This is a genomic window from Pseudoroseicyclus sp. CXY001 (genome assembly GCF_041714655.1).
Lineage (GTDB): Bacteria > Pseudomonadota > Alphaproteobacteria > Rhodobacterales > Rhodobacteraceae > Pseudoroseicyclus_A.
Genome location: NZ_CP168219.1, coordinates 728,050 through 740,574, shown reverse-complemented (window position 1 = coordinate 740,574; position 12,525 = coordinate 728,050). Strand labels below are relative to the sequence as shown.

The window sequence follows — 12,525 nt, the reverse complement described above, 5'->3', positions numbered from 1 at the left end:
TGCGGGCGGGCGCCGGGCTGCCCAGCTTCGGGGCGACACGGGAAGGAGCGACAGATGCCCCGCGCGATCCTCTGGCAACGCTTCGAAGGGGCGGCGGTCTTCGCCGCGGGCCTCGCCATCTACCTCGGCGTGGCGCCGGGCCTGCCCTGGTGGGCGGCGATCCTTCTGTTCTTCGCGCCCGACCTCAGCTTCGGCGGATACCTCGCCGGCCCGAAGGTCGGTTCGGTCGTCTACAACCTCGTGCATGTCTATGCCTTCGGCGCACTCGTGCTCGCGGCCGGCATCGTCACCGCCTCGCTGCCCCTCGCCGGGCTCGGCGCGCTCTGGCTGGCGCATTCCGGCTTCGACAGGATGTTCGGCTACGGGCTGAAGCTGCCCGAGGGCTTCAACCAGACGCATCTGGGCGAGATCGGCCGCAAGGGCTGAACCTCACTCGGGCTCTCCGATCTCGACGATATGGCCATCGGGGTCGCGGCAGCGGAAGACCCGCTGCCCCCAGGCCTGCACTTCGATGCCATGTATGATCTCCGCCGCTGCGGAGACCCGTGCGAAGGCCGCCTCGAGCTCCGGCTCCTCGAAATAGAGCACCAGATTGCCGCGCCCCCAGGGCCCGGCCTCTACCGGCGGCTGCCCGAAGATCGTCCGGTGGAGCGCCGCCCCCTCGTGGATGGCAAAGCCACCCTCGAAGATCACGACGGCGCCCTCCGCCTCGGTCACGCGGAGGCCGAGCACGCCCTCATAGAAGCGCCGCGACCGCTCGAGATCGGCGACGAACGGCAGGGGATTGACGAATCTCACCCCGTCTTTGCTCCAGAAAAATCCTCAGGGGGGATCTCGGGGGGCGCGAGCGCCCCCCGAGGCGGGGGGTCGCCACCCGAGTGCGCCATTGGTTCAAGCACCAATGGCGACGGGGCGGCCGCCCCCGCGCATCCCGATGAGATCAGCTCGTGCAGCGCCGCTCCGCTTCCTCGATCGCGGCGGTCACGCCGAGTAGCGAGAAGGTATCCTGCGTCGTCGTCCCGCGCCCGGAGACGCCTGTGAGGATAGCAGAGGATCCGGCCTTCAGCGCGGTGACGATGCGGGCATCGTCCTCCGGCGTCGCCGGCCAGGCCCATTCGCCTTCGGTGAAGAGCTGGAACTCGGTGCCGCCGATATCCAGCGTCACGGTGGAGCCGCCCGCGAAGGGATAGCCGCCGGTGAACGTCACCTGACCGTTCACGCCCTGCTCGGGCCGGTAGAAGACGAACAGGAGCGTCTCGCCGCGCGTCACCGAGACGGGCGAGCCGTCGCGGGTGTTGAGCTGCTCCTTCGGTGCGGAGACCGCGAAGCACTCCGTCGGATTCGTCTCCTGGAAGACGCTCCAATCCGTCGCGGCGGCGACGCGGTTGTCGGTTTCTTCCTGCGCCAGGGCCGGGCCTGTCAGGCCGGCCAGGGCCAGGGCAGCTACTGCGGCGATGCGTGGAAACATCAGGGCGAACCTCCGTCTTGCCTCGTTACGGGCCCCGCCCGGCGCTTCATGCGCGCATTTGAGGGGTGGCAGGGGGCCGCTCGTCTCGATAGCAGAGGTTGTGCAACAAATCGCGGCGCGGGGAAAGTCCCCCGATCTCACAGCTTTGCGCGGATTCGTGCCGGCGCCGCTCGACCAGCGAATGAGGCAGGCTATGGAGCATCGCGTCGATCTCGTGGAAATCTGGCGGGGCGGACGGCTGGAAAGCGTCCACGCCGGGCATGTGGTTATTGCCAATGCGGCCGGCGAGGTGGTGCAGAGCCATGGCAATGCCGGCGCCATCATCTACCCCCGCTCCGCCGTGAAGATGATCCAGGCCCTGCCGCTCATCGAAAGCGGCGCCGCCCATGCCGCCGGGCTCACCAGCGAGCAGCTCGCGCTCTCCGGCGCCTCGCACCGGGGCGCGGCGATCCATACCGAGCGGGTCTCGGCCTGGCTGGACGAGCTCGGACTCGGCGAACCCGACCTGCGCTGCGGCGCGCATATGCCGGGCAACGAGGCGGCGCGGAACGGGCTCATTCGCGCCGAGGAGGAGCCCTGCCAGATCCACAACAACTGCTCTGGCAAGCATGCGGGCTTCCTGACGCTGACGAAGCATTTGGGCGCGGGGCCGGAATACATCGAGGTCGATCACCCGGTGCAGAAGGCCGTCCGCGAGGCCTTCGAGGAGGTGACGGGCCGCGCCTCGCCCGGCTACGGGATCGACGGCTGCTCGGCCCCGAACTTCGCCTGCCGGCTCGACGATCTCGCCCGCGGCATGGCCCGCTTCGCCGCCGCCCCCGGCCAGTCCGGCCGCCGCCCCGAGGCCATGGTGCGCATCGCCGAGGCCATGCGGACCCATCCCGAGCTCATCTCCGACGAGGGCGCCGCCTGCACCGAGCTCATGCGCGCCTGCGGCGGCCGCGTGACGATCAAGGGCGGGGCGGAGGGCGTCTATACGGCGATCCTGCCCGACCTCGGGCTCGGCGTCGCGCTCAAGATCGCCGACGGGGCGTCGCGGGCCGCCGAGGCCGCCATCGCCGGCGTGCTGGCGGGTCTGGGCGTGCTCGACCGCGCCTCGCCCGCCTATCAGGAACATGCCGAGAAGAAGCTGGTGAACTGCCGGGGCATCGCCGCCGCGGAGACGCGGCTCGCCCCCGCGCTGCGGTAGGACTGGCCGAGAGGCCGGGGGGCTGCCGGCCACCGATGGCCCCCCGCGGCGAGCAAGGACGGGCGGCTTGATGTCAGGCCGCTTGCCCATCGCGCCCGCCCCTCGTAGCGTCGCCCCATGCGTTTCGCCCTCAGTCAGCGCCGCCGGTTCTCCGACCTCTCCGAGCAGGAGGTGCTGGCGCTCGCCATCTCCTCCGAGGAAGATGATGCGCGCATCTACCGGACCTATGCCGAGCGGCTCCGCGCCGATTATCCCAATTCCGCCAAGGTCATGGACGGCATGGCCGCGGAGGAGGACACGCACCGCCACCGGCTGATCGAGGCGCATCGGGCCCGCTTCGGCGAGTTCGTGCCGCTCATCCGCCGCGAGCATGTGGCGGGCTATTACGCCCGCCGGCCGGTCTGGCTGGTCGAGAACCTCTCCCTCGCCCGCATCCGTGCCGAGGCGGCGCGGATGGAGCGGGATGCCGCCGCCTTCTACGCCCATGCCGCCAGCGCCAGCACCGATGCGGCGACCCGGGCGCTCCTCGGCGACCTCGCCGCCGCCGAGGCCGGGCACGAGGCCGCCGCCGAGGGGCTCGAGGCCGCGCATCTGGGCGAGGCGGCGCGCGAGACGGAGGCCGCGACCGAACGCCGGCAATTCGTGCTGACCTGGGTGCAGCCGGGCCTCGCCGGGCTGATGGACGGCTCTGTCTCCAGCCTCGCGCCGATCTTCGCCACCGCCTTCGCGACGGAGGATCCGCATACGACCTTCCTCGTCGGGCTCGCCGCCTCCGTCGGCGCCGGCATCTCGATGGGCTTCACCGAGGCCGCTTCCGACGACGGGCAGATCTCCGGCCGGGGCTCGCCGCTCAAGCGCGGTGTGGCTACCGGCGTGATGACCACGATTGGCGGGCTGGGGCACGCCCTGCCCTATCTCATCCCGCATTTCTGGACGGCGACGGTGATCGCGCTGATCGTCGTCTTCATCGAGCTCTGGGCCATCGCCTGGATCCAGAACCGCTTCATGCAGACGCCCTTCCTCCGCGCCACCTTCCAGGTGGTCCTCGGCGGCGCCCTCGTCTTCGCCGCGGGCGCGCTCATCGGGGCCGGGTGATGTATCGCAAGGGCGAGGTCAGCTACGAGCCGCTCCCCCTGCCCGACCGAGTGCAGCGGGAACCGGAGGAGGCGCAGGCCGCCGCCGAGGCCTTCCTCGCCTATATGCGCAAGCGTCATTCGGTGCGCGCCTTCTCCGACCGGCCGGTGCCGCGGGAGGTGGTCGAGGCGATCGTCGCCACTGCCGGCACCGCCCCCTCCGGCGCCAATCACCAGCCCTGGCATTTCGCCGCCATCGCCGATCCGGCGATGAAGGCGCGGGTGCGCGCGGCGGCGGAGGAGGAAGAGAAGGCCTTCTACAGCGGCGGCGCCGGCGACGAATGGCTCGCGGCGCTCGAGCCCATCGGCACCGGCGCCGAGAAGCCGCATCTGACGACGGCGCCCTGGCTCATCGTCATCTTCGCCCAGCGCTGGGGCGAGACGGAGGACGGCGCGCGCTACAAGAACTACTACGTGCCCGAAAGCGTCGGCATCGCCACGGGCTTCCTCATCGCCGCGATCCACCATGCGGGGCTCGTCTGCCTCGAGCACACGCCGAACCCGATGCGGTTCCTGACCGAGATGTGCGGCCGCCCGGCGAGCGAGAAGCCGGTGATGATCCTGCCCGTGGGCTACCCGGCGGAGGATGCGACGGTGCCCGCCGTCGCCAAGCGCAAGAAGCCATTGGGGCAGATCCTCACGACCTTCGAGTGAGGAATTCTCACGGAAACGAGGCAGCCTACCACATGGTCGCGGCGGCCCGGCCCGGCCAGTCGGCGTCATAGCCCGCGCCGTCGAAGCCCGCCTTGATGCCGGCCAGCATGTCGCCGACCGTGGGCAGCCCCTCGCTCTCGTCGCCGGCGGTCCAGAGCCGCGCCCGCAGGATCGCGCGCGCGCATTGGGAATAGACCTCCTCGATCCGCACGATGACCACCGTGCGCGGCAGGGCACCCTGCCGCTCGAAGCGGGCGCGCATCGCCTCGTCCGCCGTCACCCGGGCACGGCCGTTGACGCGGATGACATTGGTGGAGCCGGGCACCATGAACATCAGCGACACGCGCGGGTCGCGCACGATGTTCCGCAGCGAATCCATCCGGTTGTTGCCGCGCCAGTCGGGCAGCGCCACCGTGCCTGCGTCGAGGATCTCCACCACCGGGCCGTCATCGCCGCGCGGCGAGGCATCCGTGCCCTCGGGGCCGATGGTGGAGAGGATGAGGAAGCGCGAGGCGGCGATCCAGCGGCGGTATTCCTCCGTCAGATGCGGCGTGACCTTGATGACGGAGGCTTCGCCCGGCGTGCCGTAGAGCGCCTCGAGCCCCGCGATGTCGTCGATGAACTCCATGGCTCAGCTCCCTTGCGCCTTCGCCTCCGCCGCCAGCCGGTCGGAGGCCGCCTCGATCTCGCGCTCGAGCCGCGTCATCAGCGCCGCGCTCGTCAGTCCCGGCGGGATCGGCGGCAGGAACTCCACCACCGCGAGCCCGGGCTTCCTGAGGATTCCGCGCTTCGGCCAGAAGAGCCCGACATTGGTGGCGGCGGGCACGCAGGGCTGCTTCAGCTCCTGATAAAGCGCCGCCGCGCCGACCTTGTAGGGCGCTTTCACCCCGGGAGGGACGCGCGTGCCCTGCGGATAGATCACCAATTGCCCGGGCAGCGACCGGCCGGCCTGCACATCGGCCACCATCTTGCGGATGGCCTCGGCCCGCCGCCCCCGGTTCACCGGGATGCAGCCCATCCGCCAGGTGTACTGGCCGAGGAAGGGCGTCCACAGAAGCTCGCGCTTCATGATGAACTTCGGCCGCGGCATGACGGAGAAGATGACGATGATGTCGAGGAAGCTCTGGTGCTTGGCGGCGATCAGCACCTCGCCTGTCGGGATCTCGCCCCGCACCTCCGTCCGCAGGTCCAGCATCACGCGCAGGAGCCAGCGGCAGCTATGCGCCCAGGCATGGGCGGCGGCGGTGGCGCCCTTGGGCGTGGCGAGCGCATAGGGGAAGTAGACGATCGCGACGAGCCCCATGAGCGTATAGGCGATGGCCACGAAGGCCAGCGACTTCACCCATTGCCAGCTCACGATTCGGCCCTCAGCCGGGTGAGCGCCGCCGAGCGGCTCGCCCAGAAGGCGGCGATGGCCGCCACCGGCGGGATCGTCAGCGGCAGGAGCCACGAGGCCCCCGCGAAGCCGAGCCCCGTGAGGAAGCCCCCCGCCACATCGGAGCGGGGCAGGATGAGAAGCGCCGCGGTGCCGAGCACCGTCCCGCCCAGCGCGCCGAGGAGCGCCCGCATCGTGAAGCGGCGCACGAAGGCGCGGGCGATGTAGACATCCCGCGCGCCGACGAGGCGGAGCACGCGGATGATCTGCGCATTGGCGGCGAGCGAGGATTGCACGGCCAGCGTCACCATCGCCACCAGCGCCGCGCCGATGAGCAGCGTCGAGAGCGTCGCGAGGAGCCGCAGCCGCCCGGCGGCTGCCACCAGCGGCTCGCGCCAGCGGGCATGATCGTCGAGCACGGCGCCGGGCACCTCGGCGACCAGCCGGGCGCGGAGGCCGGCCGGGTCGAAGCCCTCGCCCTCCTCGACGATCTCGACGAGCTGCGGCAGCGGCAGGCTATCCAGCGGCAGATCGGGCCCGAACCACGGGGCGAGGAGCGCCTCCTGCTCCTCCGCCGTCAGCGCATGGGCCTCGGCGACGCCGGGCGTCTGGCCGAGCACGCGGAGCGCGGCGGCGGTCTGGGCCGCCATCTCCTCCGCCGGGGCGGAGATGCGGAGCGTCGAGGTGCGCGCCAGCTCCTCCGACCACCGGTCGGCGAGCCGGCCGGTCGCGGCCGAGAAGGCGAGCGCGAAGACGGCGAGGAAGGCCATGGCGGCGGCGGCGCCCAGCGTCAGCCAGGAGGTGAAACCCGAGGGCGGCACGGCCCGGTCGGCGCCGCGATCCCCGGTGACGAGCGACAGAAGGCGGGGGAGCACCGGCATCAGAGCCCCGCCCCCGCCATCTGCAGCCGGCGGTCCTTCAGGCGCAGCACCCGGGCGGAGACCATGCCCTTCGCCGCCCGGATCAGCTCGAGGTCATGCGTGGCGATGAGCACCGCCTTGCCCATCCGGTTGAGCTCGACGAGGAGCTTCAGCAGCCGCTGCGACATCTCCCAGTCGATGTTGCCGGTCGGCTCGTCGGCGATGATGACATCGGGCGAGGTGATGACCGCCCGCGCCAGCGCCGCCCTCTGCCGCTCGCCGCCCGAAAGCTGCGGCGGCAGTTGTCCGGCCTGCTGGGTGAGGCCGACCCAGGCGAGGAGGTCGCGCAGGTCCCCCTCCGCCCCGCCGCCGGGGCGGCCGGCGACGGTGAGCGGCAGGGCGATGTTCTCGGCCAGCGGCAGATGGTCGAGGAACTGGCAATCCTGATGGACGACGCCGATCCGCCGCCGCGTCAGCGCCAGCGCGTCGCGGCTGAGGCCCCGCCGCTCCTCTCCGAAGAGCGTGACCTCGCCGGCGGTGGCGGTGAGCTCGCCGTAGCAGAGCTTCAGAAGCGTCGTCTTGCCGGCGCCCGAGGGGCCGGTCAGGAAATGAAATGACCCCGGCGCGAGCGTCAGGCCGAGGCCCGAAAACAGCTCGGCCCCGCCATAGGTATAGGCCACGTCCTTGAGCTCGATCACTCCGCCCCTCCCGGCTGTCCGCGCTTATTGCCGAATATCGGCAACAGGATCAATCGCGCCGCCGCCGTGGTCCTTGGCGGATGCGGGCGGGCTGGGTAAGGGTGCGAGGGAAGAAGAGCAGTCGAGCGGCAGGAAACCGCCGGGAGAAGCACCGCGCATGCGCCTGATCTGCCCCAATTGCGGCGCTGAATACGAGGTTCCGGACGACGTGATCCCCGACGAGGGGCGCGACGTGCAATGCTCTGCGTGCTCTCACACCTGGTTCGAGCGCCCCGGCGCCTCGGTGGCGGAAGAGGCGGCGCCCGCGCCGCCGCCCGCCCGGCGGATGCCGCCGCCGGTGGCGGAACCCGAGGGGATGGAGGACCTGCCCGCCTCGCTCCGCGCGCTCGCCGAGCCGCCCGGCGGCCGCACCCCCGCGCCCGGGGCGCCGCCCGCCCCCCGCCGCGTCACGCCGCCGCCCCCGCGGGAGGAGCCGGAAGAGGCGCCGATGCGGCCCTCGGTCACGCCCGAGATCGCCGCCATCCTCCGCGAGGAGGCCGCCCGCGAGGCCGAGCAGCGCCGCCGCGAGCGCATGGGCGGGATGGAGACGCAGACGGAGCTGGACCTGCCCGAGGCCGCGCGCGCCGCGCCCGCGCCGACGCCCGCCCCCGATGCCCCCGATCCTGAAGACCCGCCCCTCCGCCGCCGCCCCGTGCGGCCGGGTTTCGGCGGGGCGGACAGCGCCGCCCCCCGCCGGGAGCTGCTGCCCGATATCGACGAGCTTCACACCTCGCTCCGCCCCGAGAGCGAGCCGGAACCGGCGGAGGAGCCGGAGGATACGGCCGCCGTCACCCGCCGCGGCTTCCGGCGCGGGTTCTCGCTGACGCTCTTCGCGCTAGCGATCCTGGCCCTGGCCTATGCTTTCGCGCCGAATCTCTCCGAGCTCTTCCCGGCGGCGGCACCGGCGCTGGAGCGCTATGTGGATGCCGTGAACGCCGGCCGCGTCTGGCTGGACGTGGAGCTGCAGTCCCTCACCACCCGGCTGAACAACATCGCCGGCGACAGCTGAGCGGCCGCGGGCCCCTCCGGGCCCGCCCTCTCAGAACCGCTCGAGGAGCCTGCGCAGGTAATCGAGCTCCAGCTTCGGACGCTCGCGTTCGGAGGAGCGGCGCCGGATCTCTTCCATCAGCTCGTCGGCCCGTTCGGAGAGGTCCTGACTGCCGAGGAGGTTCTCGTCGGTGCCGAGCTGGCCGGCCTCGCCCATCTCGCGCCCGAGCGGGTCGCGGCGGAGCGGCGCGACCTGACCCATGGTCTGGCCTTCGCCCTGGCCCTGGCCGGGCTCCGTTTCCTGCTGGTTCTGCGCCAGCGCCTCGCCGAGATTGCGCATCCCGTCGCGGAGCGCGTTCATCGCCTCCGCCTGGCGGTCGATCGCCTCGGCGAGGTCGCCCTCGCGCAGGGCATCCTCGGCGCCCTCCATGGCGCCCTCGGCGCGGTCCAGCGCCTCGCGGGCCGCATCGGCCTCGTCGCCGCCGGTATAGGGCAGGTTCTGCCGCTGGCGGTTCAGTTCGCGCCGGAGCGATTCCTGCCGCTCGGCGAGCGAGCCCGGGCCGCCGGGCTGATCCTCGGCGCCGCCCTCGCCGCCCTGGCCGTTCTCGCCCTGGCGGCCGTCCTGCGCCTCGCCGGCGCCGGGGCTCTGGCCTTCGCCCTGCTGGCCGGGCTCGCCTTGCTGGCCCTGCTGCCCCTCCTGACCATTCTGGCCGAACTGCTCCTGCAGCTCCTGGAAGCTCTCGTCCGTCAGGCCCTGCTGGTCGCGGAGCGTCTCGGCGAGATCCTCCATGCTCTGCTGACCCGGCGTGTTCATCCCCTGGCCGCCCTCGGCCTGCTGCATCTGCAGGTTGTCCATGAGCTGGTTGAGCTCTTCCATGAGCTCCGCCGCCTCGGCCATCCGGCCCTGCTCCATGAGCTCCTGGATCTGATCCATGAGCGCGTCGATCTCGTCCTGCGTGATCGTCTGCATCTCGTTCTGGGCGCTCTGCGGCTGGTCGGCCTGGTTCTCCAACGGCTGGGCATTCTGCGCGAGCATCTGCATGTAATCGTCGGTGGCGTCGCGGAGCTCGTTCATCAGCTCCTGGATCTCCTCCTCGCTGGCGCCGTTGCGCATCGCCTCCGCCAGCCGGTCGCGGGCGCGCTCGAGCCGGGCGCGGGCATCGGCCAGCGTGCCGTCCTCGAGCTGCACGGCGAGCTCCCAGAGCGCGGCGGCGAGCTCGTCCTGCTGCTCGGCCGTCAGCGCCCCCGCCTCGAGGTAGCCTGAGAGGCGCCGGAGCGTGAAGGAGAGCCGCAGATAGGTGATCTCGTTCGGGAAGAAGCCCTGCGGCTCGTAGGCGATCGTGCGCAGCATCCCCAGGACGCGCCGCGCATTCTCCCGCGACCAGAGGAGGTCACGCCGCTGCTCGATCACCGCCCGGGCGATGGGCTGGAAGAAGCGGCGGCCGGGGAGGATCATCTCCATGGGCGCGGCGGCGCCGGTCTGGCCGGCGGCATCGGTCACTTCCAGCGTCAGCGTGACAGGGAGGTTGGCCCAGGGATGTTCCGAAAAATCCTCCACCAGCCGTTCGGTGAAAGCCTCGCGGCTGCCGGTGAAGGGCATCGGCAGGTCGACGATCAGCGGCTCGCGCGGGTCGGGCTCGGCCGCGAGGCCATGGGCCCGCTCCACCGCGCCGAGATCGAGCGAGAGCGTGGCCGCGCCGGAGACGACGCCGTAATCGTCGGTCGCGGCGAAGGGCTGGCTCATCTCGCCCGTCCCCTCGACCTGCAGCGGCCCGTCGAGCCGCACTTCGGGCGGCATGTCCGCCGTCACGCGCACCTGCCAGGTGGCGCCATCGGCGCCCTCGATGGCCAGCCGGCCGTCCTGGCGGATGGTGAAGCTCTGCCGCTCGTCGGCGGCGGAGGGCACATTGCCGGTGCGGCCCGAGACGGTCTCCGCCACCGCCAGAGCGCCGACCTCGCCGTAAAGGCGGAGCGTCACGACCGAGCCTTCGGGGACGCTGAGGGGCCCGGCGGGAATATCGGCGAGGTAGAGCGAGGGGCGGCCCGTATAGGCCGGCGGCTCCACCCAGCCCTCCCAGGCGGGGCCGGAGGCGAGCGCGGCGCCGGGCCCGCCGGCCACCTCGCCCGGCAGGGCGATGCGGAAGAGCGAGCCGAAGAGGAGCGCGGTGACGAGAAGGAGCGCCGCGATATAGCGCAGCCCGTAGCGGTCGCGCGACGACAGGCGGTAATCGCCGGCCACCGGCCTCGCCCTGGCCGCCGCCGCCGCCATGCGCCTTTGATGCGCGGCCCAGACAGCTTCGGAGGCGGCATCGCCGGCGCCGATGGCCTGGGCATCGGCCAAAGCCGCGATGGGCCGGCCCGGCATGGCGGCATCGACGCGCGCCAGCGCCTCGTCCCGGGACGGCCAGCGGAAGCGGCGAAGCCCGAGCCCGAAGGTCATGAGCAGCGCCGCCCCGAAGCCGAGCCCGGAGATCCAGTAGAGCTCCACCGGCGCGGCGCGCAGCCAGCCGGCGGCGAGCATGGCGAGGGCCAGCCCGGCCGCGATCCAGAACGGCCAGAAGGCGCGGCAGAGACGTTCGGCCACCATCCCCGCGCGCGTCAGCGTCACGGGGCGGGAAATGTCCGGAAAAGAAGTGGGCGCGCGGCCCTCGGGATGTCTCAGCTCACTGCCTCTCTCTTTGAGGCCATCATCTATGCGCTTCACAGCCACGTGGGTAGGCTATCGCGCCCGATCATCTCTTCATAGCTCGGCCTTGGGCGGATAACCGCGAATTGATCCCCGCTCACCAGCACCTCCGGCACCAGCGGGCGGCCGTTGTATTCGCTCGCCATCACCGCGCCATAGGCCCCGGCGGAGCGGAAGGCGACGAGGTCGCCCTCGGTCAGCGGCGGCATCGGGCGGGCGCGGGCGAAGGTGTCGCCCGTCTCGCAGACCGGGCCGACGATGTCGTAGGGCCGGGGCTCGACGCCGGGCGCCGGCTCGGCCAGCGGCACGATGTCGTGCCAGGCGTCATACATCGCCGGGCGGATGAGATCGTTCATCGCCGCATCGAGGATCAGGAAGTCGCGGCCCTCGCCTTCCTTCAAATAAATGAGCGTCGAGACGAGGATCCCGGCATTGCCGGCGATGAGCCGGCCGGGCTCGATCTCGATCTCGCAGCCGAGATGGCCGAGCGTCCGCTGGACCATTTGCCCATATTCCACCGGCAGGGGCGGCGCGGAATTGGAGCGCTCATAGGGAATGCCGAGCCCGCCGCCGAGGTCGAGCCGGGAGATATCGTGCCCATCGGCGCGGAGGGCCTCGGTCAACTGGGCGACCTTGGTGAAGGCGGCCTCGAACGGGGCGAGCTCGGTGAGCTGGCTGCCGATATGCACGTCGATGCCGACAACCTTGAGGCCCGGCAGCGCCGCCGCCTCGGCATAGGCGGCGCGGGCCTTGGCGATGGGGATGCCGAACTTGTTCTCCGACCGGCCGGTGGCGATCTTGGCATGGGTCTTCGCGTCCACATCCGGGTTCACCCGGATGGTGACGGGGGCAACGGCGCCCATGCCGGAGGCGACCTCGGACAGCGCCCGCATCTCGGGCTCGCTCTCGAGGTTGAACTGGCGGATGCCCCCCTCCAGCGCCGCCGCCATCTCGCCCCGCGTCTTGCCGACGCCGGAAAAGACGATGCGCTCGCCCGGGATGCCGGCGGCCTTGGCCTTCAGGTATTCGCCGATGGAGACGACATCGACCCCGGCGCCGAGATCGCCGAGGAGCTTCAGGATCGCCACATTGCCGGCCGCCTTAGCGGCATAGCAGACGAGATGCGGGGTCTCGCCCAGCGCCTCGTCGAAAAGCCGGAAATGCCGGGTCAGCGTGGCGGCGGAATAGATGTAGACCGGCGTGCCGACGGCGGCCGCAATCTCCGCCACGGAGACATCCTCGGCATGAAGCTGGCCGGCGCGGTAGAGAAAATGATCCATGGCAAGGCTCATAGCAGAGCCGGCGGGGGCTTCAATCGGGAGTGGCGCCGGGGTGGAGAGGCCGGGGGGCCGGCCCGTTCCGGGCCGGGTGGAGGCTCTGCCTCCACACCTCCGAGGTATTTTTGGCCAGATGAAAGGGGATCAGGGCTTTTGGAC

Annotated in this window: 13 protein-coding genes; 5 read left to right on the top strand and 8 right to left on the bottom strand. The window is 71.5% G+C overall.

Translation table 11 applies throughout. The annotated features are described in order from the left end of the window. Positions 1–54 precede the first annotated feature (54 nt). Positions 55–426 carry a DUF4260 domain-containing protein gene (locus ACAZ03_RS03740; RefSeq protein ID WP_373356025.1) on the top strand — a complete coding sequence of 124 codons (372 nt, stop codon included), beginning with the start codon at positions 55–57 and terminating at the stop codon, positions 424–426. 3 nt (positions 427–429) lie between these two features. On the opposite strand, the gene ACAZ03_RS03735 is transcribed toward ACAZ03_RS03740, so the two are convergent. After that, the gene (locus ACAZ03_RS03735) at positions 430–798 is read right to left on the bottom strand and encodes a VOC family protein (protein WP_373356024.1); all 369 of its coding nucleotides are present in this window, start codon (positions 796–798) and stop codon (positions 430–432) included. Between the two features lie 142 nt (positions 799–940). Further along, complete coding sequence (locus tag ACAZ03_RS03730; protein ID WP_373356023.1) at positions 941–1,468, bottom strand: hypothetical protein; 528 nt, start codon at positions 1,466–1,468, stop codon at positions 941–943. 193 nt (positions 1,469–1,661) lie between these two features. Between ACAZ03_RS03730 and ACAZ03_RS03725 the strand changes: the two genes are divergently transcribed. The 3 genes from ACAZ03_RS03725 to ACAZ03_RS03715 all read left to right on the top strand — a co-directional run bounded on the left by ACAZ03_RS03725 (position 1,662) and on the right by ACAZ03_RS03715 (position 4,444). Beyond that, positions 1,662–2,657 carry an asparaginase gene (locus ACAZ03_RS03725; RefSeq protein ID WP_373356022.1) on the top strand — a complete coding sequence of 332 codons (996 nt, stop codon included), beginning with the start codon at positions 1,662–1,664 and terminating at the stop codon, positions 2,655–2,657. A gap of 117 nt (positions 2,658–2,774) precedes the next feature. After that, positions 2,775–3,752, top strand: coding sequence for an iron exporter MbfA (gene mbfA / locus ACAZ03_RS03720; RefSeq protein ID WP_373356021.1), 978 nt, complete (start codon positions 2,775–2,777; stop codon positions 3,750–3,752). Next, entirely contained in the window at positions 3,752–4,444 is a 693-nt protein-coding gene (locus tag ACAZ03_RS03715; RefSeq protein ID WP_373356020.1) for a nitroreductase family protein, read from the top strand. Before mbfA ends, ACAZ03_RS03715 begins: the two co-directional genes overlap by 1 nt. Positions 4,445–4,469: 25 nt before the next feature. Here the strand turns inward: ACAZ03_RS03715 and ACAZ03_RS03710 are convergent, their stop codons facing one another. The 4 genes from ACAZ03_RS03710 to ACAZ03_RS03695 are packed head-to-tail and all read right to left on the bottom strand — an operon-like array spanning position 4,470 to position 7,377. Beyond that, complete coding sequence (locus ACAZ03_RS03710) at positions 4,470–5,072, bottom strand: pyridoxamine 5'-phosphate oxidase family protein (protein WP_373356019.1); 603 nt, start codon at positions 5,070–5,072, stop codon at positions 4,470–4,472. A gap of 3 nt (positions 5,073–5,075) precedes the next feature. Continuing rightward, positions 5,076–5,747, bottom strand: coding sequence for a lysophospholipid acyltransferase family protein (locus ACAZ03_RS03705; RefSeq protein ID WP_373357037.1), 672 nt, complete (start codon positions 5,745–5,747; stop codon positions 5,076–5,078). Between the two features lie 50 nt (positions 5,748–5,797). Continuing rightward, positions 5,798–6,700: a cell division protein FtsX gene (locus ACAZ03_RS03700; RefSeq protein WP_373356018.1), complete on the bottom strand. Its 903-nt coding sequence runs from the start codon at positions 6,698–6,700 to the stop codon at positions 5,798–5,800. Then, entirely contained in the window at positions 6,700–7,377 is a 678-nt protein-coding gene (locus ACAZ03_RS03695; protein ID WP_373356017.1) for a cell division ATP-binding protein FtsE, read from the bottom strand. The genes ACAZ03_RS03700 and ACAZ03_RS03695 overlap by 1 nt, the downstream gene beginning before the upstream one ends. Before the next feature lie 157 nt (positions 7,378–7,534). On the opposite strand from ACAZ03_RS03695, the gene ACAZ03_RS03690 reads away from it, so the two are divergent. Continuing rightward, complete coding sequence (locus ACAZ03_RS03690; protein ID WP_373356016.1) at positions 7,535–8,425, top strand: zinc-ribbon domain-containing protein; 891 nt, start codon at positions 7,535–7,537, stop codon at positions 8,423–8,425. 30 nt (positions 8,426–8,455) lie between these two features. Here ACAZ03_RS03690 and ACAZ03_RS03685 read toward each other — a convergent pair whose 3' ends face one another. Both ACAZ03_RS03685 and lysA read right to left on the bottom strand, forming a co-directional pair. Beyond that, entirely contained in the window at positions 8,456–11,011 is a 2,556-nt protein-coding gene (locus ACAZ03_RS03685) for a TIGR02302 family protein (protein ID WP_373356015.1), read from the bottom strand. Between the two features lie 92 nt (positions 11,012–11,103). Beyond that, on the bottom strand, positions 11,104–12,369 hold the full coding sequence (lysA, locus tag ACAZ03_RS03680; RefSeq protein WP_373356013.1) for a diaminopimelate decarboxylase: 1,266 nt from the start codon (positions 12,367–12,369) through the stop codon (positions 11,104–11,106). Positions 12,370–12,525: the final 156 nt, after the last annotated feature.